This window comes from Dehalococcoides sp. (genome assembly GCF_041654235.1).
GTDB classification, from domain to species: Bacteria; Chloroflexota; Dehalococcoidia; order Dehalococcoidales; family Dehalococcoidaceae; genus Dehalococcoides; species Dehalococcoides mccartyi_B.
Window position 1 is genome coordinate 1 of sequence record NZ_JBAZDW010000011.1, and the last position, 25,039, is coordinate 25,039.

Consider the following 25,039-nt stretch of genomic DNA (forward strand, 5'->3'; position numbering starts at 1 on the left):
AGGACTTAAAAACAGTCTTACCGGCGGCTCAAGGGGAATCCGTATAATGCCGGATATGCATATAGATGACCTGAAGACCACTGATTACGAAGTGCTGGTTCTGCCCGGCGGCAATCCGGGCTTTATAAATATGGGCAAAGACCAGAGGGTACTTGAACTTATCCGCACCGCCCATGCCGAAAACAAATACCTGGCGGCTATTTGTGCCGGGCCGGCAGTACTCTCCAGAGCCGGAGTGATAGACGGCAAAGAGGTTGCCATATATCCGGGGGTTAAGCACCTTTTGAAAAATTGCACCGCCTGTGACCTGCGGGTAAAGGTAGAGGGCAGGCTGATTACCGGGCGAAGCCCTCAGGCCGCCATGGATTTTGCCCTGACCCTGATGGATATGTTTGCCAAACCACAATCAGCCAAAGTAGTGCGGGATGAAATGCTGGTTTAACCATCCTGCAATATCTGAACGTAAAAAGGGGGTTTTAACCCCCCTTTTCTATTTGCAGCAGGCATAGAAATATTTATTGCAGATTTCGGAAAATATTTCCCCGAAAAAGATATTGACTTAATTGTAGTAAAGTTATAGTATTACTACAATTGATACACATTGGAGAGGGGGAATATTCACTTGGCTAAAGCCAAACAGAACAATATCAGCCGTGACAAAATACTCTCCGCCGCCACTCACCTTTTTTTAAACTCGCATGATGCCGGCAAGGTGAGTATTGAAGATATAGCCGTTAAGGCCAAAGTTTCCCCCACCACCATTTACAATAATTTCGGCGGCAGGAAAGCTCTGGTGCATGGAGTAGTGGAAAAAATAATAGACACCAGCCTTATTCAGTCAAAAGATATCATGGCCCGTCCCCTGCCCTTTCCCGCTAAAATACAGCTCATACTATCCAACAAGAACGATATGGCTGGCAAAATGCCGGAAGAGATACTGAAAAAACTGGTACACATGGATGATGACGTAACCGCCCTGATACAGGAAATCTACCAACAAGAAATCCAGCCTATGTGGCAGAAACTGATAGCAGACGGCAAAGCCGAAGGATACGTAGACCCATCCCTTTCGGAGGAAGCGGTATTCATTTACCTGAAAGTGGTGCGTGACGGCTTCAACGCCAATGCCGCCTTATTTGAACCCGCCAAAGAAAAAATAAACCTTATGATAGAACTTTCCCGAATAATGATGTACGGATTTTTTAAAAAAGACGCTTGCCTTATCCCGGATATCAAGAGCGGGCACGCAAAAACTGGCTGAAGGAGTAACTGATGAGTCAAATATCAATTTCAGTGGAAAAGCTTAGTTACTGGTATGGAGACCTAAAAGCGGTAAACCAGATAAGCTTTGAGGTTGCCCAAGGTGAAATTCTGGGTTTTCTGGGCCCGAACGGGGCAGGCAAAACCACCACCCAGAAAATGCTGACCGGACAGCTCAGGCCAAAGGACGGCCGGGCTACCCTGCTGGGATTTGATGTGGCTAAAGATACCGAAGAAATCCACCGACGGATAGGTATCTGTTTTGAACAGACCAATCTGTACGAACAAATGACCGCTCTGGAAAACCTCCAGCTTTTTGCTGACCTTTTCGGGGTGAATAATTTTAACGGTTATGCCCTTTTAAAAAGAGTGGGGCTGGCCGGACGGGAAAAAGACAAAGTAGCCGGTTACTCCAAGGGTATGAAGCAACGCCTTATGGTAGCCCGCTCACTGGTAAATACCCCCAGTATACTCTTTATGGACGAACCAACCTCCGGGCTTGACCCTGTATCTTCAGAGTCTATCCGTGACATCATACTGGAAGAACGCAAGCGGGGGGCTACCATATTTTTGACCACCCATGACATGTGGGAAGCCGACAAGCTGTGTGACCGGGTGGCCTTTATCAACGAAGGCTCTATTGCCGCACTTGATGCCCCGGTTAACTTAAAACAGCAGTACGGCAAACGCTCTCTTATAGCCAAAGTAAAAAGTGCAAACGGCCAGCTGGAAAACAGGGAAATAGCCTTGGATACCGGCAAGACAGCCGAGGAGGTTAGCAAACTGCTCAGCAGTGAGCGGGTGCTGACCCTGCACAGTGAAGAAGCCACTCTGGAGGATATCTTTATAAAGATAACCGGACGGAGGTTGACTGAATGAACTTTAGCGTTATAAAAGCCCTGCTGAAAAAGGATTTTTCCCTTTTCCTTCAAAACCGCTTTTATATGCTGATGACTATTGTCGGGCTGGTATTTTATATCATTATCTTCTTTATAATGCCCAACAAGGTAGACGAACAGCTTAAAGCGGGTATATATGCACCGGTCATGCCCCCGTCTTTTTCGATTCTGGTAGCTGACCCGGCAAGCAGCCTGACCAGTTACGCCTCGCTGGAGGAGGCCAAGGCAGCGGTTGAGAACGGTGATTCACAGGTAGCCATTGTCCTGCCGGCAGATATCATGCAGACATGGGCTTCCGGCGGTAAACCTGAAATAGAAATATATTATGCCTCGTCCGCCCCTCTTGAACTGCGTGATGCAGTTATCAGTCTGGTAAAAGAGCTTTCCTATATCCAGACCGGGCAGTCACTTACCTTTGATACCAATGAGCAGGTAATGGGACAGGATATGCTGGGTGAACAAATACCCATGCGTAACCGTATGGTGCCCCTGCTGGCAATATTTATTTTAATGATGGAAATACTCAGTCTGGCCAGCCTGATTGCCGAAGAGAACGAACAGGGCACAGCCAGAGCATTGCTGGTAACCCCCATGACCGTACCTGAACTCTTTGCCGCCAAAGGCATAATAGGGGTAGGCATGGCGCTGGGTCAAGTGGTTCTCTTTATGCTGCTGGTTGGCGGATTCAACTCCCAGCCGCTTATTACCCTTGGCGTACTCCTGCTGGGCAGCCTTATGGTAACGGGTCTGGGCTTCCTGCTGGCCTCACTTACCAAAAGCCTTATGTCAGTAACCGCCTGGGGCCTGTTGCTCTTTATAATCTTGGCCATACCCGGCATGGGCATAATGTTCCCCGGCCTTATCAGCAGCTGGGCTAAGGTAATACCCTCGTACTACCTGACAGATACCGTAAACCGGGTGGTTAACTACGGGGCAGACCTTAGTGTGGTAGGCGGCAACCTGCTTATCCTAGTGGGATTTACTGCCGTAATAGTAACAGCCGGTATTGTTGTCCTGCGGAGGCGTTACCAATGAGCATAAAACATATAATCACCCTTTTTAACCGTGAGGTAATCCACGGGCCGAAAGATGTCACCTTTATTATGGTGGTGGTAACCCCCATACTTATTTCCCTGTTTATATCTCTGGCCTTCGGCAACATTTTTTCAGAAAAACCCAAGCTGGGGCTGACTGATTTGGGCAACTCCCAGATTGTAAACCTGCTCAAAGAAAATAATACCCTGCTGATAAAGGAATACCCTGACGAAGCCGCCCTGAAGGAAGCCGCTACCAGCGGCGCAGTAGACATGGGGCTGGTACTGCCGGCAGATTTTGATACTTCTCTTATTCAGACCAATACCCTCAAGGCCAATGCCTATGTTTGGGGCGAAAGTCTGGCTAAAAGCCGCATGATTATCCCGGCGGTGCTGGCGGATACTGCCCGGCAGATTACGGGTGCCAACGTACCGGTGGAAATAAACTCCATCTCTCTGGGAGATGAGATGAACGTACCCTGGGCTGACCGGTTATTCCCCTTCGTAGTGCTTATGGCCATGTTCTTCAGCGGGCTAATGCTGCCGGCCAGTTCCCTTATAGATGAAAAGCAAAAACGCACTCTGGAAGCGGTCAATATCACTCCGGCCACTCTGGGCGAAATATTTACCGCCAAGGGGGCGATAGGCACTTTGCTGGGCGTAGTAATGGGTCTGATTATACTGGCTTTGAATTCCGCTTTCGGCAACTCCCCTTTGCCCCTGATACTTATGCTGGGATTGGGCTCGCTGATGGCCTCGCTGCTGGGGCTGCTGGCAGGTGCTTTCATAAAGGATATGAACACCCTCTTTGCCGTCTGGAAGTTTGGCGGACTGCTCCTTTTCGGACCGGCCTTTATCTACCTTTTCCCCCAAATACCCCAGTGGATAGGCTACTTCTTCCCTACCTATTATATTTTAAAACCGGTGGTAGACCTGAGTGTTTATGATGCAGGCTGGACAGATATAGCCCTGAATGCAGGTATATCCGTAATACTGGTAGTTATATTGCTGGTGGCTGTTTCCAAAGTGGTCAGCCGCATGTCAAACTCTGCCCTGCGTCTTTATACCTGATAACATCCTTTGTCTAAGATATAAAGCCGCCGCGGTCTAAAACCGGGCGGCTTTTTTATGCCTGTGTCCGGTGCTACCTTAGGATACCTGTTCCTTAGTTAATGGCGTATTTTTTGTTTATCCCCCAAATTTTCCATAACTTATTGTATAGTTCTTTCACCTTTGCAGTCATTTCATTTTTACAGTTTCTGCCTGCTCCAGGCGCTTCCTAAGCAAACCTCTGTTTGACACTCAGAATTACGGGTGTTAAAATTCCTCGCTCAGTAGGCAAACTACAGGAATTTTCCGGTTTGCCTGATTAACAGGTAAACCCCCAACAATATTATTTCCTTATAATCTTTTGTAAAAATATATGAAATATTTTTTACTTTACGATTAAGGCCTAGTATCAAAGTACTAATACCCCTTTGACGATGTAAAAACCTGTATGTTACAATACATCAATTAACAACTGGAATTCTGCCAGTTATTGGCTGTCAACAGGGCTTAGTGCTAACGGACTGAAGGCAGAAGGAAAGTATTAGAACTCCGGAAGTTGCACGTAAGTGGCATTTGGAGGTATTCTAAATGTTGAGGGTTATAAACCCATTTTAGAAAATACCGCCGCAGTAACACTTGTTTTATGCAATACAGGGCGATGCCCTTTATAGATTAAAGCACAAGGGGGGGCAACAGGAATGCCTAATGGAATGCTGATTGATACCACTAGATGTACTGGTTGTCGAGGCTGCCAGGTGGCCTGTAAGCAGTGGAATGAAAATCCTGCTGTCAAGACAACTTTCAGTCCTGAAGTGACCAATCCCTTGGAACAAAACGCATTCAACTACAACCTGCTGGAGTGCAGGGAAATTGAAGAAGATGGAAAACTTCAATGGATCTTCGCTCATAAGAGATGTTTGCACTGCTATGAACCGGCCTGTGTTTCGGTATGTCCGGTCGGTGCCCTCCACAAACGGCCTAACGGCGCAGTAGTCTGGGATCAGGATAAATGCTTCGGCTGCCGTTATTGTCAGAACGCCTGCCCCTTTGAAATCCCCAAGTTTGAGTGGGATGACAACTGGGCTAAAATCACCAAATGCACCATGTGCTGGAACAGGGTAGACGAAGGTATGGAACCGGCTTGTGCCGCTACCTGCCCCACCGGCGCTATCAAATTTGGCGAACGGGCTGACCTGCTGGCAGAGGCCTATGAAAGACTTTCAAACAACCCTGACAAATACTACCCCTATGTTTACGGTGAAAAAGAAGCTGGCGGTACTCATGTTTTGTACCTAAGCAGCGTTCACCCTGAAAAGCTTGGCTTTGACATGCACGAGCATGAGTTCTTCCCCAGCTTTACCAGAGAATTCCTTGGCAATATACCCTTGGAAATCTCTATAGTAGCTTCGCTGATGGTTGGTGTATGGTACTTCCGCGGCCGCAGAATTCAGGCACAGGCACACGATGCTGAGCATGCTGAAAACAAGGCTGGCAAGCACTAGACCGCGCACGCAGGTTTAGACAAAAGAACCACTTTGGAATGGAGTAGGAAAAATGTTTAATACTAAACTTACTAGACGGGATTTTGTACAGCTAGCCGCCGGCTCTACTGCCGCCCTGAGTCTGGGAGCTTTGAAGCTCCCCGAATTTGAGAAAATGTTTGCCGAGGCTTTGAAAGAAATCCCGGTTATATGGCTACAGGGTGCCGGCTGCAACGGTTGCACTATCTCTACTCTCAACGTTGTATCGCCCACCATCCAGGATTTACTGCTTACTTCGGTAGTGCCCGGTACTCATGTTTCCATGCAGTTCCACCCCACCATTATGGCCGCCCAGGGTGACCTGGCTATGAACACTATTACCGATACTGCCGCTAAAGGGCCTTTTGTACTGGTAATTGAAGGCTCTGTACCTCTTAAGGATGGCGGGATTTACGCCGAAGTCGGCGAAAAAGACGGCGAAGGAATCACCCTGCTTGAGCACGTACTGAACCTGGCTCCCAAGGCACTGGCCGTAGTAGCTGCCGGTACCTGTTCCGCTTTCGGCGGAATTACAGCTGCCGCTCCCAATCCCACCGGCGCCAAGGCCGTTTCAGAGATTCTTAAAGACCATAATATAACTACCCCTGTTGTAAATCTGCCCGGCTGCCCCCCTCATCCGGATTGGGTAGTGGGCACTCTGGCTACTGTACTTATGAGCGGGCTGGACGCGCTTGACCTTGACGATATGGGGCGTCCCAAGGCTTACTATGGCAAACTGCTGCATGACCAGTGTCCGCGCCGCGGCCACTACGAAAAGGGTCTGTTTGCCACCAAGCTATCTGAGCCTTACTGCCTGTTCCTGGTGGGTTGTAAAGGCCCGGTAACCTATGCTGATTGTTCTGACAGGCTCTGGAACAATAAAACCCGCTGGTGCGTGGAAGCTGATTCGCCTTGTATCGGCTGTGCCCACCCCGGCTTCCCGGATGCGGTTTCTCCCATGTTTGAAGCCCCGCCTGTTATTAATAGTACTGACAAACTGGCTATCGGTATTGCCGGCACTGCCGTTGTACTGACTGCCGGTGTAGCTGCTGTAGAACTTGCTAAAAAAGCCAAGCGGAATGCCGCGAAAAAGGGTTAGTAGACCGTAATCTTACCTTTGGAGAAGAAAATGCAGAAGATAGTAATTGATCCCATAACGAGGATTGAAGGTCATCTTAAAATCGAAGCCACCGTAGACGGCGGCGAGGTTAAAGATGCCAAATGTGTCGGCACTTTGTTCCGCGGCTTTGAAATATTTATGAAAGACCGTGACCCGCGTGATGCTGTTCACATTACCCAACGCATCTGCGGTGTCTGCCCCACCTCTCACGGCACTACCGCCGCTTTAAATTTGGACGCTGCCTTTGGTGTAGCTGACAAGATACCGAATAACGGGCGGATACTCCGCAACCTTATTCAGGGTGCCAACTACATTGCCTCTCATATAGTCCATTTCTACCATCTGGCCGCCTTGGATTATGTAGATGTAACCGAAGTAGCAGATTACGACGGCACTGATCCTGAACTTTTGAAAGTCAAGGATTTTATTTCACGGGCTCTGGCTGCCGGGGATATGTCCATGCTGGCTCCCTTCTACCCCAGATACGAGGGCGACTACCGTTTGCCCAAGAAGGTCGCCCAAGCCGCAGTTGCCCATTACGTAGAAGCTTTGAATATGCGCCGCCTGGCTCACGAACTCTCCGCTATCTACAGCGGCCGTATGCCCCACAGTGTGGCAGTGGTAGCCGGCGGTGTTACTTCTCACCCAAGCATAGACAGCATCTCAAGTTTTATGAGCAAGCTGAATACTCTGCGCCACTTTATTGACAATGTATACCTGCCTGACGTTATTGCAGTAGCTGAGACCTACCCTGATTACTTTGGTATCGGCGTAGGTTGCGGCAACCTGCTTAGTTATGGTGTGTTTGATCTGGAAGCAAACGGTACTAATCTGGCTACCCGCCAGAGGCTTTTCACTCAGGGTACAGTCTCCGCTTCCGACCTGACACTCCACACCTTTGATCCCAACAAGATTACCGAAGATATCAAGTACGGCTGGTTCAAGGGTGAAACCAATGAATACCCCCTGAACGAAGTAACCGAACCTGACCATACCAAGGCTGAAGGCTATTCATGGCTCAAAGCCCCCCGCTATGAAAACACCCCTTACGAAGTCGGCCCTCTGGCCCGTATGGTGGTTAATTATGTAGCCGGTGACCCCGTGGTTCAAAAGATGGTAAATGATACCTTGGCTCATTTCGGTGCCGGCCCTGCCGCCCTCTTCAGCACCCTTGGCAGACACGCCGCCCGCGCTCTGGAATGCAAGATTGTGGCTGATGAAATGGTCAAGTGGGTTATGGAACTTAAGATTGGCGAACCGGTATGTGCCGATTACGAAATACCCGAAAGTGCCGAAGGCATGGGTCTCTGGGAGGCTCCCCGCGGTGCTCTTGGCCACTGGATAAAGATTGAAAACCACAAGATCAGCAACTACCAGTGTGTAGTTCCTACTACTTGGAACTGTTCACCTAAGGACGGACAAGGTGTTTACGGTCCGGTTGAGCAGGCTCTTATCGGAACCAAGGTACGTGATAACGATAATCCCTTTGAGCTGGTTCGTATTGTCCGCTCGTTTGACCCGTGTTTGGCCTGTGCCGTTCACCTGATCTCCCCTACGGGCAATGAAATCAGCCGCTTCCGCGTCTACTAAGTATGTTTTTTAATCCGGGAGATGAATCTCCCAAACCTATATTGGTCCTGGGGACAGGCAATATACTCTTGAGTGATGAAGGTGCCGGGGTACGCTGCGTAGAGCGGCTATCCCGGTTTCCTGTTCCTGAGGATGTAGAACTGTATGACGGCGGCACCGCCGCCATGGATTTGCTGGACGTGATATCCGGGCGTGAAAAAATGTTTATACTGGATGCGGTTCACGGCGGAGACGAACCCGGTATGATATACCGCTTCCGCCCCGAAGATATCAAGACCCAGCCCAAAATAGATATTTCTTTCCACCAGATGGGACTGATGGAGATACTTAATCTGGCCAAATACCATGACGCCATGCCCAAAGATATTATCATTTACGGTATCCAGCCAGGCAGCATGGCACCGGGATTTGAGCTGACCCCGGCAGTAGACAAAGCTGTTAACCGGGTGGTGGAAATGATGAAAGAAGAACTGGGTATAAAATAACCCCTGCAGTAGCTAATACTGAAACGGGCGGATTTTCACCGCCCTTTTTTTTATGTCCGGAATATATTCAGGAAAGCCGTATATCCGCTATGATAGCCAGATGGTCCGATGCCAAGCTAACAATGGTATATGAATCTATATACTCTATTTCAGGCGAAGCCCAGATATAATCTATCCGCTGGTACAGGTCTGCTGAATGGTAAGTAAGGACAGATGTCTGCCCTTCCAGACTGTCAGAAAGACCAGCCTGCCGCAGTAAATCTATCTCCTCCGAATCCGGTTCAGCATTAAAATCACCCAGTATTATAGTTGCAGGCGCATTATCCCAAAAATCTGCCAGCTCCCCTGCCTGAATAAGGCGCACATCTCCTTCTTCAGGTACATGATGCAAATGGGTAGCCGCCAGATACAGATACCTGCCGCCCACATCCAGCACTGCATTCAGATAGCCCCGTTTGATAGGCAATCCTTCACTTTCCAGACTGATATTATGGGTATCCAGAATGGGGTATTTTGACAGTATGGCATTACCCCAGTATTCACCGGCCGTAGCCCCAAAAGCAGAGTACATATTCAGCCGCTGGGAAAGCCACTCAAGCATATCCACCCGTCCGCTTATCACCCAGCCGCGGGAAATCTCCTGTAAAGCCACCACATCCGCCCCGCTGTCTTCAATCACCCTTGCCAGAGCTTCCATATCCAGCTTACCCTGAGTATTAAACCCGTTATGTAAATTATAAGTCATAATCCGCAGACTGCCCTCAAATTGAGGGGGAGACGGAGGTGTTTTATATGTAAGCAAACCTAAAAGAGGCAGAGTCAAAAGCAAAACTGACATGGCCGGTAAAATGAACCTGTCACTCTTGAAATCCAGCAGAGGCAGGCTCTCCCGCCCGGAATACAGGGCCAAACCCACTACTATCAGTCCGGCTACCAGCTCCAGAACTGTATTGTCATACGTCACAGCCACCTGATAGACAGCATAATATCCCAGCAGCAATATAACGAATACAAGCATACCCAGACCGTTAGGCAGATTCAGACTTTCAGAATGCCCATCAGCCTTCCTGCCGCCAATATAGCGGAGAATTACCCCAAACAGGAGTACCACTGCCAATTGCCCCAGTACCTGCTGGATAAGGCTTACAAAAGCCACTCCATCAGAAATACCGGTCAGGGAGAGTATCAGGCACAGGCTGGATATCAGGGTAAGCAGCCGGATGTGTCTTTCAGAGAGTGAAAATACCCAGAGTATACCTACTAAACCCAGTGAAAGCGCCCCTAGCACAAACATCGAGGAAATCGGACTGGAAAAACCGCTAAGAGCAGACAAACGGGCAATATTCCCGAAGACTACCAACTCTAAAAAGAGGAACGGCCCTATCGCCAGCCAGCCAAGGCCGTCGTTACTGGCAGCCGGCCCCTCAGCCAGAGGCATATGCACCGTAAGCAAAAACAATAAAAAGCCCACTATTACAGCACTAATCAGCAAAGGAAAAAATGAAGGCTGGTTGAGCAGGTCATAGGTACCAAATCCGGCAGACAGGGCGGTATTCAGCAGTAATCCGAAGACAGCACCCGCCCCGAAATGCCCCACCGCAGACGGGCCGCGCACCCGGGCACTATCCAGATAAACACACAGGAAAATACCGAAAAGAGACAATCCTAAAGCGGAACAGACAAAATTTAAAAGAGGCTCGGAAAAACCTATCTGGGCCAGCAGGCTGAGTATACCCACTCCGCCAGCACTAAAAATAATGGCTTTGTAACTGCATATAAAACGGCGCAGGGGCTTGGCCAAAAATGACAGGCTGAAAACAGTCAGGGCTATTAACCCCAGCACTCCTGCCCCCTGCCCGAAGCGGTCTCCCAATATCCAGGTCATACCCGAACCGAATAGAGGAAACAAACTTATCGCCAGTGTAAAAACCAGCGCCGGCAATAAAAATTCCACTGCACCCGGTTTTTCTTGAAAAAATTTTTTCATGCCTGCCATACCTCACTTCCTAATAAAGGTTAACCAGTTGAAAGCATTTATATTAAAAGCCTTTATTCTGCCAGCTTTACCTTTACAACCGCCCTTTCCAGAGCGCTTGCGTTTATCAGCATCCGTTCTTTAAAACCGAAAATCCCGGCCAGCAGGCGGTCAGGAAATACCTCCCGGCGGGTATTGTAAAAAGTAGCTATAGAGTTATAGTAATCACGGGCCAGAGCTATCCGTGACTCGGTAGCCGCCAGTTCCTCCTGTATCTTCAGGAATAAAGTGTCCGCCTTGAGTTCGGGGTATCTTTCCATATTAAAAACCAGTATGGCAGACGCACCCTGAATATCTTTGGGGTCTTGCCCGTTTACTTTTGAGATAGTGCGTACTTCTGCCAGCATCTCCTGAAGTTCACGCTCGTGTTTACCGAAACCCTCCACACTTTTTGCCAGATTGGGTATCAGGTCAAAACGGCGTTTCAGTTGAATATCCACCTGGGCGTATCCCTGGCAAACCCTGTTCCTTAGCCCCACCAGACTGTTATACCCTGCCCACAGCCAGCCAAACAGCCAGCAAATCAGGTAAAGCCCAAGCCACAAAACTGCAACCCCAAAATCAGGGTTGAAACCGGAAGTACTTTCTTGAGACAGCAGCAGGCCGCTCCCCGAAGCCAGCAGCAAACCCAGCCCTACCCAAAACCAGAACCAGCCGCTGTAAGTGCGGCTTATCTGCTTTTCGGTGCGGGTGGAAATCACGTACAGGGGGGCAGATTTATCCTTGGCTATCTCCGGGGCAACTATATCCTGCCGTTCTCTGGATTGACCCATTATGTAAAGCCCTGCATGCAGAGGGATAGCTTCTTCGGTAAAACGACGCTGATGGTCGGAGTTTGGTATACTCCTTTCCGGGCCTTTGGCATAATACAGCGGGTCATTTTGACCGCAGGTCCGGTTAAACAGGTTTTTCGGCTGAATATCTGCACCCTCCGGCTGAATAAGGATAATCCCCGTTTCGTCTTTAAGATAAAACGGCTGCATCTCTTTGCCGGAAGCCACCTGTGTCCAGCCGCTTTCCTGGCGGGTACGGAACTGGACATGTCCCTTGGCATCGGTAAAACTTTCAGTCACCATGCGCGACCAGCGTTCCTCTACCTTGTAGTAGTAATAAACACACTGCTCGGCGGAAAGAAAACCGGTAAAAGGTTTTTCACTCTCGGCAGTGCCTTTAAGCTCAACCAGCCCGATAAACACTCCATGGGTACGCGAGGTGGGAATATCATCTACCAGCCGTTTGCGGCGCATAGTCCGAAATGCCAGCGCCAGAGCTGCCAGACCAAGTACAAAAACCAGATAACCCCAAATCTGAAATTCCATCAGCCTATCCCCCATCCAAAGGTTTATACGGTCTTTATAATAACATACCCGCCTTTCAGGCGGATAAAAGCCAGCCCGGATAGTATTTTAAATATTACCGCAGGCTGATTTTTCAGTTAATATTTTACACAACAGTGTTATACCAGTATACTGTGAGGACTATCCCATAAATTTCGACAAGGAGTTAATAAGGTCCTGATGACTATCAAAATAGTAACTGACAGCACAGCTGATTTACCGGCTGATATAGTAAAAAATCTGGGTATTACGGTTGTACCTCTGTATGTCCATTTTGGAAACGAAGTATTCCGTGACGGAGTGGATATAAACAAGGAAACTTTCTTTGACCGGCTGGCCCACGGCGGTATTCACCCCAAAACTTCCCAGCCCAGCCCCGAAGATTTTGCCAACGTTTACCGCGAACTGGCCAAAGATAACGCCACCGGCATTGTATCCATACACATTTCTTCCAAATTCAGCGGCACTTACCAGTCTGCGATGGAGGGTGCCAAAATCTCAGGGGTAAGCTGCCCGATAGAGGTTATAGATTCCCGCCTGCTTTCCATGGGCATGGGGCTTGTTATAAAGGCCGCCGCCATTGCCTCCCGTTCAGGCAAAAAACTGGGTGAGGTTGTGGAAGACTGCAAAAACAATATCCCCAAGATAAAACTGATGGGATTTTTTGATACCCTGCGTTACGTTCAGGTAGGCGGACGGCTGGGCAAAGCCAAAATCCTGATGGGCTCTCTGCTGGGTGTTAAACCTGTTCTGACAGTGGCAGACGGAGAATACCAACCCTGCGGGCGGGTTCGCAATACCGGCAAAGGTCTGGAACGCTTGGTGGAATTTGCCAAAACAGGGAAAAATATCGTAGATATGAGCGTAATCCATTCCACCACTCCGGAAACCGCCCATAAACTGGCTGAGATGCTTAGTGATATTTTCCCCAAAGACCAAACCATCATTGCCCAGCTGGGCGCGGTCCTAGGCACTCACGGCGGACCCGGCACTCTCTGGGTGGCCTATAAAGAAGCCTGATAATCATATAATAGATACTGTATTTAATTGAGGGGGGTTATTCCCCCCTTTTTATATTATCCGAACGGCCTGCACATGCTATAATTTAAATACAGGGAATCTTCTTTCGCACCCCCTGAGCTACCCAACACGCAGGGAGGGTCAAATGAGCTTTGCAGCTATATTTTCCATAATTGCCGGGGTGCTGGTTATTTTTCAGTGGAGGGAAAACCTTAACCGGCGGGCAATCCAAGACCCCAACAAGGGTTACAAGGTCAGATGGGGTACTTACGAGCTTACACTCCGCTCGGCTGCCGAATTTGCCACCGCCCTTATGCTTATTCTGGCTGGCACAGGTTTGCTGTCTGAGCAGAGCTGGGGGGAAAGTATCTATCTGCTGGCAACCGGCATGTTCATCTATTCAGCCGTAAACAGCCCCGGTTACTTTGTCCAGCAGAAAAACTGGGCCGTGGTAGCCGTTTATGCCATAGCCCTGGAACTGGCCATACTGGGGGTAATACTCTTCCTATAGGTTTGAAATATATTTCAAACTCCCAAGCTATAGTTTAAACCCGCTCTTGGCCGTCCATAGTGCCTGAATTCAAAGTATAGGGGGCAGACCTCACGGTCTGCCCCTTTTGCATGTATATTATGACCGGGATATAGCTCCTTCCAATTCATCCAGCAGAGGGTGCTGGTATTTTTCAATATCCCCGCTGTCACACAAAGCCGCCAGAGCTGGATCCAAAGGCATTTGCCCTATAAAAGGCACGCCTATTGACTTTGCCAGTTCCTCCCCATGCCCTGTTCCGAAGACTTCAATCTTTTTATCCAGTTCGGGGACTTTCAGGTAAGCCATATTCTCCACTAAACCGATAATGGGTTTCCCCATTTTCTCCGCCATACTGACAGCCTTTCGGGCTACCATCTCCACCAAACCTTGCGGAGTAAATACCACCAGAATACCCGAAATAGGAAGCGACTGTAATACCGTCAGGGATGCATCACTGGTTCCGGGAGGCAAATCAACTACCATATAATCCAGCTCGCCCCAGAGCACATCATCCCAGAACTGGTTAATCATCTTGGAAATAAGAGGCCCGCGCCAGATAACAGCGTCATCCTGATTGGTTAATAACAAATTGGTAGAAACCAGAGAAATACCCGCACGGGATTGAGCCGGCAAAATAGCTTCCTCATTTCCCGCAAGGTGCTGGTTTGCACCAAACATTTTAGGTATGCTGGAACCGGTTATGTCAGCATCCAGTATACCCACCCTGTATCCTTGCCGGTTTAAGGCCACTGCACACAGACCGGTCATAAGTGATTTGCCTACACCGCCCTTGCCGCTCATAACGGCTACTACTTTCTTAACATGGTTGAGTTCATTTAAGGGCACGGAAATATATTCAATCTCCAGCGTTTGTTTATTAAGCAGCGGCTTTAGACACAGGCTTATATCCTGCCGCAAAATTTGCTGGCTGCTTGCTGATAAACCGGCTCCGGCTACACTTATTTTTATTTTATCGGGCTTAACCTCAATACCCCGTAAAAGATTAAGGTTTGCCAGTGTGCGTCCGCTGGCGGCTACATTTATTTTACCCAGAGTTTCCCTTATTTCAGGCTCAATAGACATAATTTATACATTCCCCTGCATATTTTATTTAAACCATATATTAACACTGCCAAATTCGCTAACCAAGCTTACTCGCTTTCTTAGAGGAACCACCCCCGCTAATAAAACTTCAATTTGCAGTCTAAAGATTGCTTTGTTATTATGAGCATATGCCCATTAGTAATATTATACCAATATAAAAGGAGCGTCAACGCGAGCAAATTTGGCAAACGCCAAACGTATTTCACCCACTGTCATACCAAATACATCCTGAAAAACTGTGCCCTATTATTTATGACAGCAAAAGTATACCCGAATAAATTGACAACAAGGTTATATCTTATTATACTCTAACAGGTGGTACTAGTACCTTAGGACTAGTACTCTTTGCGCCAGTAATTTAATACACGCCTCACAATATCTATCAACCCTAATCTCCAGAGCAGCCAAACTTAACAAGATATCTTGTAAGATAAGTATAAACTAGGGCAGGAGTAAGCGATGACAGATAAAGGCAAAAAAGGAACCACCCGGTCAACCCACCCTCCCACACGCAGGGATTTTATAAAAAGTTCCGGCGGCGTGCTGGGACTAGCGGCAATAACCAAGCTGGACGAACGCACTCAAAATTTTTCGGCAGCTGTGGCACCACCCTCTACAGTAAGCTTCCCTGCTGAAGAAACAGCCTTTATCCCCAACTCTACCAAGGAAGACCCGTTAATCCGTATGCAGGCAGAACTTCGCCGGGCAATGCAAAAACCGGCCGCAGAACGCCACTGGGCTATGGTAATCAACCTGCGGAAGTGTGTCGGCTGCCATGCCTGCACCGAAGCCTGTGTTTCAGAAAACAAGCTCCCTCCGGGGGTAATATACCGTTTCGTTATGGACGAGGAAATAGGCCAGTACCCAAACGTTTCCAGACGCTTCACTCCCCGTCCCTGTATGCACTGTGACAATCCCCCTTGTACCCAAGTCTGCCCGGTGGGTGCTACCTTTAAACAGGCAGACGGGACAGTGGTTATTGACTACCAGCGCTGTATAGGCTGCCGTTTTTGCATCGTAGCCTGTCCCTATACCGCCCGAACTATGGATTACGGTGACAACTATCTGGAAGACGAACCTGAAGATTCCGGCCTGGTGCTGGGTTATGAGCAAGGCGGAGTCTGGCAAAGCGCCTCCAATTTTGAATATGGCAACGAACATTCGCGCACACCCAAACGGGATTCGCCTATCGGCAATGCCCGCAAATGCCATTTCTGCCTGCACCGTCTGGAAAAGGGCATGTTGCCGGCCTGTGTTACCACCTGTATCGGCCGGGTAAACTACTTCGGTGACTCCAATGACCCCGACAGTCTGGTTTCGGAACTTATAGCCAACCCGGGCATTATCCAGCTTAAATCAGAGTTAGGCACTGACCCCTCAGTTTATTATTTATTTTAACGGGAGGAGTAAGGTAAACCATGAATTGGAAAAGGATAGCACTGGGTATATTGATCCTTTCCCTTGCTGCCGGAGTCTGGGGGTTCCTGATGCTCCTCAACAATGGTCAGCAGATGCTCGGACTGGGCAGTTTCGTAGTTTGGGGCTTGTGGATGGCACTCTACGTATTTTTTGCCAGTACCGCAGCCGGTATGTTTTTTATAGCATCTCTGGATCTGCTTTTTAAAGTCAAAACTTTTGCCGGTACCGGCAAAATATTCATGCTGGCTTCACTAGCCAGCTTGGGTGCAGGTCTGATCCATATTCTTATCAACGAAGGCCGCCCTGAACGGGTTATGAACGTATTTTTACACCCTAACTTTGATTCAGTGCTGGCTTGGTCCGTCTGGATTTATACCCTTATTGCCCTGGCTACAGCCGCAATTTTGCTGGTTCTATTTATACCTCAAAAACGCTTACCCTTCCGCAAAGAACCCGTAATAAAATGGCTGATGATTCTGGGCTTTCCGGTAGCGGTCATTGCCAGTGGTGCGGTAGGTTTTACCCTTAGCACCCAATCCTCCCACTCCTTCTGGAGTGTGGGACTTTTCCCGGTACTCTTCCCCATCTTCGGTATGTCGGCCGGATTTGCTCTCTCGCGCATAATAGTCGCCCTGTATGGAGATAAAACCAGCCCCGGTTACCCGCGTTTGGCCAAAACCATGGCTATCTCCACCATCGCCCTGTTGCTCTCCATTACGTACATTATAGGTTCGGTTCTTTTTGTAGGCATATATGACGCCACCCCGCCGACTATTGAAGCCGCCAACTATATAATGTTCGGTCAATACTGGTATGGATTCTGGATAGTTCAGATAGGTCTGGGCATTGTGGTGGCTTTGGGTGCTTTGATAAAAGTCTTATCCAAACCCGGTTTATCCAAAAAACCTGCCTGGGGTCTTACCATAGGTGTGCTGGTACTACTAGGAGCGGCTGTAGCCCGTTTGAACTTTATCATTCCGGCCCAAATAGTGGCCGGGGCAGACTTTTTGTCCAGCCCCATCATAGATAGCAGATACATAGACAGTTATATCCCCACCCTGCCCGAATGGGCACTTTCAGCGGGTATTACTGCCGCCGTCATTCTGGCCTTTTACATTGTTGCCAAGATGATGAAACTGATACCTGTCAGAATTGGAAATGAGGAAACCGGTGATGAATAAAGAAAAACCAGAAAAGAACCCCTCAGGCGGCATAACCCGGGCTAATTTTATAAAGGTTTCAGCTCTGCTGGGAGGAACTGCCCTGCTGTCCGGCTGCGACCTGGGTACAAAACCCAGACGGATACTGGGCAGCAGTGATTACCCTTTATCCAAGGCTGAAGATATTATCTACAGTACCTGCCAGCAGTGTGCCACCCAATGCAGTATAAAGGTAAAACTGATTGACGGCGTTATTGCCAAAGTAGACGGAAACCCGTTCAGTCCGTGGAATATGATGCCCCATCTGGACTACAAAACCCCGGTAACAACATCTGCCTTCACTGATGCAAGTATCTGCCCCAAAGGGCATTCGGGTGCCCAAACATCATATGACCCGTTCCGTCTGGTAAAAGTAATAAAACGTGACGGCCCCCGTGGCTCCAACAAATGGATAAGCATTCCCTTTGCCCAGGCAATAGATGAAATAGCCAACGGAGGCAAATTGTTTTCAAACGTGCACGGTGAAGAAAACCGGACAGTTGAAGGTTTAAAAGATATCTGGGCACTGCGTTCCCCCGAAATAACAAAAGCCATCAAGAATGATATAACCGCTATCTGGGCTGAAAAAGATGCAACCAAAAAGTCAGCTCTGGTTGCGGTTTTCAAAGAGAAGCATAAAGATCATCTGGATAAATTTATAGACCCCAACCACCCTGACCTGGGGACGAAGAACAATGGCTTCTGCTTTATGTTCGGGCGGACACAGGGTGGACGGGTAGATTTCATCAAGCGTTTTACAAATGACGCCATGGGCTCTGTAAATGCTCACGGGCATACCACCGTCTGCCAGGGTAGCCTTTTTCAATCAGCCAAAGCCCTAAGTGCCCAGTTTGATTCCGGCACGGGGTCATTTTCAGAAGGCGAAAAGTTTTACTGGATGGCCGACATAGGCAAGAGTGAATTTGTTATTTTTACCGGAGCGTCCCCCTTTGAGGCCAGCTTTGGCCCGACCAGCCGCTCCATGCGGATAAGTGAAGGCTTGGATACAGGACGAATGAAATATGCCGTAGTTGACCCGCGTTTCTCCAAAGCCGCTTCCAAGGCATGGAAATGGCTTCCGGCCAAACCCGGTACTGAAGGGGCACTGGCACTGGCTTTAATCCGCTGGATATTTGATAACAGCCGCTATGACGCCAGATATCTGGCAAATGCCAACAAAGCCGCCGCTGATGCAGACGGAGAACCTACCTGGAGCGGTTCCAGCTGGCTGGTGAAGATAGATGCCGCCGGCAGAGCTGCCAGACTGCTAAGGGCTTCGGATATCGGTTTGGAACAGGGCAATTTCAGCTTTGATACTCCGCTGGTTATGAAACAGGGTCAGTTTACCCGGTTTGATCCCAACGATAAAGTAAATGCAGTTGAAGGTGAGCTTCTGGTAGATACCACTGTAAACGGTTTGCGGGTGAAAAGCAGCCTGCAAATACTCCGTGACGAAGCTTCCAGCCATACTATAGAGGAATGGGCGGAAATCTGCGGAGTAAAGGCAGATGACCTTGCCGAAATAGCCAGTGAATTTACCAGCCACGGCAAAAAAGCGGCGGCAGATATCCACCGGGGTGTCAGCCAGCATACCAACGGTTTTTACAACTCCCTTGCCTGGTGGAACCTGAATATGCTGATAGGCAACTATGACTGGCAGGGCGGCATGCTAAAGGGCTCTGCCTATGATATCAAGGGCGGCAAAGCCGGCGGGCCGTTCAATCTGGGACAAATGAGACCCGGTGCGCTTACACCCTCCGGAGTAAACATTGTCAGACACGGAAATATCTACGAAGATACCACTCTTTACCAGAGCACGGGTTACCCAGCTAAGCGAAACTGGTATCCCCTTTCGGAAGATATTTATCAGGAGGTTATTCCTTCGGCCGGAGATGCCTATCCCTACCCTATCAAAGCCCTTTTCCTGCACATGGGTTCACCTGTTTACGTAGTCCCAGCCGGGCATACTGCTCTGGAATTCCTGACGGACCCGGAGAAACTGCCCCTGTTGGTTGTTACCGACATTGTCGTAAGTGAAACCTCCATGTATGCAGATTACATTTTCCCGGATCTGACCAACATGGAACGCTGGGAATTTGCCGGCAGCCAAAATACTATTCCCTTCAAATCCCAGCCGGTCAGGCAACCCGCCATTGCCCCTTTGGTGGAAACAGTAAAGGTTTTCGGTCAGGATATGCCCCTGTCCATGGAAACCATGCTGCTGGGTCTGGCGGAAGAAATGGGTTTGCCGGGATTCGGGCCTGACGGGCTGGGACAAGGTATACCCCTTAGCCACTTTGATGACCTCTACCTGAGAATGGCTGCCAATCTGGCCTTCGGGGAAAAAGCTGACGGCTCTGATGCAGTACCTGATGCAGACGAAGAAGAAATACAAATATTTACCCAAGCCAGACGCCATATGCCGGATAATATTTATAACCTTGAACGCTGGAGCAGTTTGGCAGGCGAAAACTGGCCAAAAGTTGTATACATGCTGAACCGGGGCGGCCGCTTCCAGGACTATGAAGGGGGTTATCCTGCCGATCAGCAGCTGGGCAACAAATATGGCCGCCTGTTCAATGTGTTTTTGGAAAAAACCACCGAAGTTAAAAATTCGCAAACGGGTGAGTCCATTCCCGGTCATGCCTGCTACATTACGGCTGGACGTGACTGTTACGGACAGGAACTGAATGACGAAAAGAACGGATATGACCTGAGCTTAATCACTTACAGAGAGATTGCACGCACCCCCACCACCGCCAGCAACTATTATCTGAACCCCCTGCTGCCGGAAAACACTATCCTTATTAACCAGCAGGATGCAGACAGGTTGGGGCTGACTGAGACAGATATAGTCAGGGTGGTTTCCGAGAGCAATCCGAAGGGTGTCTGGAACCTGCGGAATGGCCAGGAGTGGCCCATGAACGCCAAGCTCAGCATTATGCAGGGTATCCGCCCCGGAGTGATAGCCTTTTCACTGGGGTACGGCCACTTTGCCTACGGCGGACTGGATATTACCATTGACGGCCAGTTGATTCCGGGCGAGACAAAACGAACCAAGGGTGTAAACGCCAACGCCGCCATGAGGGTAGACCCGCACCTGAAAAATACCTGTCTGGTTGATACCGTTGGGGGCAGTGCCGTTTTTTACGATACCAAGGTCAGACTGGAAAAAGTTAATACCTAACCAAAGCACGAGGAGGCTAGCTGTGAACACATATTTAAACCCTGAAAAAAACCGTATCCCTACAGGCCTGACCCTGGCAGTCATAGGTTCTGTATGGGGGCTTCTGGAAATGGCGCTTGGCGGTTTCCTGCACGCAATCCATTTTGCCAATCAAGGGGCAGTTATGGGCGGTCTGGCTATATCCCTAATGGCCATATTCCTGAGCATTACCAAGAAACCTGCCCTTGTCCCCCTGCTGGGCATTATTGCGGCATCTTTCAAACCCTTCTCCGCTTTTATTTTCGGCGAACCGGTATTTTCCGCTTACGTAATCAACCCCGCCATAGCCATTATAATGGAGGCTGTTGCCTTCGGGGCTATTGCTTTTATCTTCAAAAAGGCTATGGAAAAGCATCTTTTCGCCCAGATAACCACCGGTTTTCTGGCAGGGGCTTTGGGTATAGTATTATATGCCGTTATTGCCTCGGTATTCGGTCTGGGCAAATGGCCTATGCTTGATATGGCCGGCAAGCTAGACACCATCGTAAGCACCGGCTTGCCGGTTGCTTTGGCCGGTACTATTACTCTTGCAGCCGGATACTATCTGGGTAAATTCGGTATGCCCAAACTGGCAAATTTCAAAACTAACTATCCCCGCCTGTACTACGTAACTTCAGCAGCTGCGGTAGTATCGTGCTGGGTTATTCCGGCAGTATTTCATCTGGGAGCTTAGGTGAACCTTATTATCACCGGAGAGGTGGGCAGCGGTAAAAGCTCACATTGCCAAAGATATGCTAAACACCTGCAGGAGTGCGGTTTTAAAACCGGTGGTGTGATTTGCCGGCCTGTGTTTCAGGAAACAACCAAAACCGGTTACAAGGTTACCGATATCCGCACTTCTGCAGAGACTATTTTCAGCCTTACCCACCCCCCGGCTGAATTCACGGGAGAAAAGGTTGGCAAGTACTCTATCTGCCAAAGCGGCCTTTCTTTTGCCGGCAAAGCCATACAGGAGGCTATCCAAACCGGTTGCACGGTTATATTCCTTGATGAAATAGGTCACTTGGAGATAGCCGGCAAAGGGCTGGCTGAACACGCCCGTCTGGCTTACCAAAAGGCACCTCATACCATATCTGTAGTCCGCAAGTCTCTGCTTTCAAAGTTTCTGGCAGCCTTTGCACCAGACAAGTCCAACAACATTTTTGTAATACAGGACACTCAGACTGACACAGATATACACACACATTATTTTGAAAATAGGGCTGACACAGTTGATATCAGCTGCATTATACTGGCAGGCGGTAAAAGCACCCGTTTGGGCAGCAATAAAGTAACCGCCACCTTAAACTCGCAAACTCTGCTTGAAAGGGCTATAGCCAACCTTGCCGGTTACGGAGATGAAATTTTGGTGGTTACTGCTTACAGCAAAACAGATGACAAAACCCGGCAGCTTGCCGGTATCAAAATAATACAGGATATCCTGCCGGATAAAGGGCCGCTAGCCGGTATTTATAGCGGTCTCATGGCGTCAAATTCCCCGCTAAATTTGGTAATAGCCTGTGACATGCCCTTTATTAACCGGCCACTCCTTGAATACATGAGAGCACAGGCTGAAGGTTACGAAGCTGTAGTACCCAGACTGGCGCAAAGACCCGAACCCCTCCATGCAATCTACTCCAAATCAGCCGGTGAAAAAGCCCTTGGGCTAATAAATGAGGGCAAATTTGCAGTAAGTGACCTGCTGGCTTGCCTGAAAACAAGATATATAGAAGAAGCTGAGATAAACCGCTTTGACCCTGAACACCGCAGCTTTTTCAATATAAACCGCCCGGAAGATCTGGAAAAAGCCAGAAATATAGCAGAAATCAAATCTATATAGCCGTATTTAGCTAAAACCTGATTCTTCAAAACCTGCCGTCCCCTTACCGAAAGTAATCCCGCTACTCCCGCCAACCAAATTCAATTGCGATTCGCCTATGCAACTTTTAATCTAAAGAGCCGTCCCATTGAGCACAAGAATATATTATAATTAGATGGTTATAAAAATATTGTGCACAGGAGGATACAATGCCAGAGTTTGGATCACCCTTTTCCGGAATGGCTAAAGGCCAACCCCTAAGTAACGAAGAGCTTATACGGGCGATAAGATTTATGGTAGCAGCCGAATATGAAGCGATACAGCTTTATATGCAACTAGCCGAATCCACTACCAACAGGCTAGCCATAGAAGTACTCCGGGATATTGCCAATGAAGAAAAGGTGCACGCTGGTGAATTTCTCAGACTCTTAAAGGAACTTGCCCCTGACGAAGAGAATTTTTACGCTGATGGAGCAAAGGAAGTCGAAGAGGAAATAGAGAAACGCAAGAACAAATAACTGACCTTGTGCAGTAATAATTTGTTTCTGTGTGAGTTAGTCAATAGCTTCACTACTGACAGGTTTTAAGGCCTTCATTCAGTATATGCTGGGGTGCGGTGTACTGTAGTGAACATAAATTATTGCTTTTAAGCACCCGGAGTATATAAATGGGTAGAAATCAAAACTCCACCCATTTATATACTCCACAGTCTGCAGCCTTATCAACAACTCTCTCCATTAAATCAAGTTAAAACCTGAACCATTGGCATTCAGCCTTCCGGAAAGGTTTTTGAAATTAGTTAAGCTGTAACATCTATACTTGAGGATTAATAATACAATAGTATTTAGCATTGCCATGTAAGTAAAGAACAGTATAAGTATTAGGGCATAATTCTGGATACTAATCTCGTAAAAATATTTATTGCCAAATAAAAAGCTATTGCGAATCCTGTGGGTATATGTGCGTAAGGCATATCTTTTTGCTCTTTTTTCACAGCCAGCGTTTTTCAAAGAATCTAATAGTAATCAATAGCTCTAATAACTCTAGAAACACATCTACCAATATAGCCAATATACATAGGGAAAACCCGGTTTATAAAATGCTTCAAACCTAATTACCATGATAATAGAAGCCACAGACATGATAAGGGACATTACAGAAATAGCAACTATGTCTTCCTACAGGGAACTATGGATAAATGATACACATGGCAAACCTCATGGTAAGTGAAGACCGCATTATTTATATGCTAATGAAAAACCATGACAAACCAGTCAGCTACGAAGATTTATCCGAATTGCTATGAGGAGAATATTATCCGTGAGCGCAAAGCAATTTAAAAGCCCTTGTTTTAAGATTACGTAATAAAATTTAAGATACTGCATCCAATTCCAAACTTATAATGAATAGCCCTAACCATAGCTATATTCTGAAAACGGTTGATTGATTAACCTGATTTAAGAAGATTAAGCACACTCCCTCAAACAGGCACAGCCAGCACTAGCACGTGCATATACTAGTATTGAACCATCTGTTCCATGAGGAGGTAAGCCCTGAGCACGCATTTCACACCGGCTTTCCACTTTCTGCAACAAATTTTTCCCAAGCATAAATACATTTGCGAAAATACAAGCCAACCACGAAGGGATACGTTTAGATCTTGCCTAACTTGTTCAAGATGACTGAAGGTCTAGGGCGTTATGTCCTGTGATGGAGACAATGAAATTTTGGGTGCATCCTGATAGATGAACATATACCCCTTACCGGGAATATTAACAAGATACCTGGGGTTAGAAGGGTCATCTTCAATCTTCTCTCGCAAGTGTCTGATATTTACCCTGATTCTCTCATAAGCGTTTTCCCCCCAGATTTTTTGAGCTATCATCTCATTACAAACATAACGTCCGTTTGCACGCATCAGGTGATACAGTATCTGCCCTTCTATATTTGTCAGGCGTATCGACATATCATCTTTATAGAGCTTGGTTATTGATTGTCCGAAATGGAATGGACCACATCCAAATTCTAAATCAATTTCAGGCGAATGCAAACGTCTGCTTATCGCTTTAATACGAGCCAAAAGTTCCATCTGACGGAATGGTTTAACCAGATAATCGTCTGCCCCAAGAGAAAGGGCTTTGATAATATCACCTTCTTCATTTCTGACAGTCAGCATAATCACCGGTAATTCGGAGAATAGCCTGATTTGCCTTAGCACTTCATAGCCGCTGATATCCGGTAAACCGATATCAAGAATGATGGCATCGGGCTTTGCTGTTTCCACCATTTCAATCCCTTTTTCACCAGAATTGGCTTCCACCAAACGCACATCCGGCCAGCCAAGCTTAAAAGCCAGTTTCACAACTTCGGTTGTCTGGGTATTGTCCTCAATTATTAGTATCTTCATTCAC

Annotated in this window: 21 protein-coding genes; 17 read left to right on the top strand and 4 right to left on the bottom strand. The window is 48.0% G+C overall.

Translation table 11 applies throughout. The annotated features are described in order from the left end of the window. From WC259_RS02455 to WC259_RS02495, 9 genes are all read left to right on the top strand, one after another. The coding region (locus tag WC259_RS02455) for a DJ-1/PfpI family protein (protein ID WP_372643036.1) at positions 1 to 442 on the top strand (442 nt) is incomplete at its 5' end. Between the two features lie 180 nt (positions 443 to 622). Beyond that, entirely contained in the window at positions 623 to 1,261 is a 639-nt protein-coding gene (locus WC259_RS02460; protein WP_015406779.1) for a TetR/AcrR family transcriptional regulator, read from the top strand. A gap of 11 nt (positions 1,262 to 1,272) precedes the next feature. Further along, the gene (locus WC259_RS02465) at positions 1,273 to 2,139 is read left to right on the top strand and encodes an ABC transporter ATP-binding protein (RefSeq protein ID WP_012984074.1); all 867 of its coding nucleotides are present in this window, start codon (positions 1,273 to 1,275) and stop codon (positions 2,137 to 2,139) included. Beyond that, a complete protein-coding gene (locus WC259_RS02470) occupies positions 2,136 to 3,194 on the top strand; it encodes an ABC transporter permease (protein ID WP_061977021.1) in 1,059 nt (352 codons plus the stop codon). Before WC259_RS02465 ends, WC259_RS02470 begins: the two co-directional genes overlap by 4 nt. Next, positions 3,191 to 4,264 (top strand): ABC transporter permease, encoded by a 1,074-nt coding sequence (locus tag WC259_RS02475; protein WP_011308748.1) that lies wholly within the window; start codon positions 3,191 to 3,193, stop codon positions 4,262 to 4,264. The genes WC259_RS02470 and WC259_RS02475 overlap by 4 nt, the downstream gene beginning before the upstream one ends. Before the next feature lie 677 nt (positions 4,265 to 4,941). Next, entirely contained in the window at positions 4,942 to 5,745 is an 804-nt protein-coding gene (locus tag WC259_RS02480; protein ID WP_011308747.1) for a 4Fe-4S dicluster domain-containing protein, read from the top strand. A gap of 52 nt (positions 5,746 to 5,797) precedes the next feature. Continuing rightward, positions 5,798 to 6,862, top strand: a complete 1,065-nt coding sequence (locus WC259_RS02485) for a hydrogenase small subunit (RefSeq protein WP_011308746.1) — start codon at positions 5,798 to 5,800, stop codon at positions 6,860 to 6,862. Between the two features lie 30 nt (positions 6,863 to 6,892). After that, positions 6,893 to 8,473, top strand: a complete 1,581-nt coding sequence (locus WC259_RS02490) for a nickel-dependent hydrogenase large subunit (protein ID WP_012984072.1) — start codon at positions 6,893 to 6,895, stop codon at positions 8,471 to 8,473. Positions 8,474 to 8,475: 2 nt separating this feature from the next. Further along, entirely contained in the window at positions 8,476 to 8,958 is a 483-nt protein-coding gene (locus tag WC259_RS02495; RefSeq protein WP_011308744.1) for a HyaD/HybD family hydrogenase maturation endopeptidase, read from the top strand. 67 nt (positions 8,959 to 9,025) lie between these two features. Here the strand turns inward: WC259_RS02495 and WC259_RS02500 are convergent, their stop codons facing one another. Both WC259_RS02500 and WC259_RS02505 read right to left on the bottom strand, forming a co-directional pair. Beyond that, a complete protein-coding gene (locus tag WC259_RS02500; protein WP_372643043.1) occupies positions 9,026 to 10,945 on the bottom strand; it encodes an endonuclease/exonuclease/phosphatase family protein in 1,920 nt (639 codons plus the stop codon). Between the two features lie 62 nt (positions 10,946 to 11,007). Further along, complete coding sequence (locus tag WC259_RS02505) at positions 11,008 to 12,312, bottom strand: LemA family protein (RefSeq protein ID WP_012984070.1); 1,305 nt, start codon at positions 12,310 to 12,312, stop codon at positions 11,008 to 11,010. A 198-nt stretch (positions 12,313 to 12,510) separates the two neighbouring features. Between WC259_RS02505 and WC259_RS02510 the strand changes: the two genes are divergently transcribed. Both WC259_RS02510 and WC259_RS02515 read left to right on the top strand, forming a co-directional pair. Then, positions 12,511 to 13,350, top strand: coding sequence for a DegV family protein (locus tag WC259_RS02510; RefSeq protein ID WP_011308741.1), 840 nt, complete (start codon positions 12,511 to 12,513; stop codon positions 13,348 to 13,350). Between the two features lie 145 nt (positions 13,351 to 13,495). Further along, on the top strand, positions 13,496 to 13,861 hold the full coding sequence (locus WC259_RS02515) for a hypothetical protein (protein ID WP_011308740.1): 366 nt from the start codon (positions 13,496 to 13,498) through the stop codon (positions 13,859 to 13,861). 117 nt (positions 13,862 to 13,978) lie between these two features. Here WC259_RS02515 and WC259_RS02520 read toward each other — a convergent pair whose 3' ends face one another. Further along, positions 13,979 to 14,965, bottom strand: a complete 987-nt coding sequence (locus WC259_RS02520; RefSeq protein ID WP_015406776.1) for an Mrp/NBP35 family ATP-binding protein — start codon at positions 14,963 to 14,965, stop codon at positions 13,979 to 13,981. A gap of 480 nt (positions 14,966 to 15,445) precedes the next feature. Here WC259_RS02520 and WC259_RS02525 point away from each other — a divergent pair, with 480 nt between their 5' ends. The 6 genes from WC259_RS02525 (at position 15,446) to WC259_RS02550 (ending at position 23,146) form a co-directional block, all read left to right on the top strand. Further along, entirely contained in the window at positions 15,446 to 16,384 is a 939-nt protein-coding gene (locus tag WC259_RS02525) for a 4Fe-4S dicluster domain-containing protein (RefSeq protein ID WP_015406775.1), read from the top strand. A 20-nt stretch (positions 16,385 to 16,404) separates the two neighbouring features. After that, positions 16,405 to 17,586, top strand: a complete 1,182-nt coding sequence (nrfD, locus tag WC259_RS02530; protein WP_012984067.1) for an NrfD/PsrC family molybdoenzyme membrane anchor subunit — start codon at positions 16,405 to 16,407, stop codon at positions 17,584 to 17,586. After that, positions 17,579 to 20,791, top strand: a complete 3,213-nt coding sequence (locus WC259_RS02535) for a molybdopterin-dependent oxidoreductase (protein ID WP_372643047.1) — start codon at positions 17,579 to 17,581, stop codon at positions 20,789 to 20,791. The genes nrfD and WC259_RS02535 overlap by 8 nt, the downstream gene beginning before the upstream one ends. 22 nt (positions 20,792 to 20,813) lie before the next feature. Beyond that, positions 20,814 to 21,503 carry a hypothetical protein gene (locus tag WC259_RS02540; RefSeq protein WP_011308735.1) on the top strand — a complete coding sequence of 230 codons (690 nt, stop codon included), beginning with the start codon at positions 20,814 to 20,816 and terminating at the stop codon, positions 21,501 to 21,503. Further along, a complete protein-coding gene (locus WC259_RS02545) occupies positions 21,504 to 22,649 on the top strand; it encodes an NTP transferase domain-containing protein (RefSeq protein ID WP_061977017.1) in 1,146 nt (381 codons plus the stop codon). A gap of 188 nt (positions 22,650 to 22,837) precedes the next feature. Further along, a complete protein-coding gene (locus tag WC259_RS02550; RefSeq protein WP_011308733.1) occupies positions 22,838 to 23,146 on the top strand; it encodes a ferritin family protein in 309 nt (102 codons plus the stop codon). Positions 23,147 to 24,318: 1,172 nt separating this feature from the next. Here WC259_RS02550 and WC259_RS02555 read toward each other — a convergent pair. Then, positions 24,319 to 25,035 carry a response regulator transcription factor gene (locus WC259_RS02555; RefSeq protein WP_059280023.1) on the bottom strand — a complete coding sequence of 239 codons (717 nt, stop codon included), beginning with the start codon at positions 25,033 to 25,035 and terminating at the stop codon, positions 24,319 to 24,321. Positions 25,036 to 25,039: the final 4 nt, after the last annotated feature.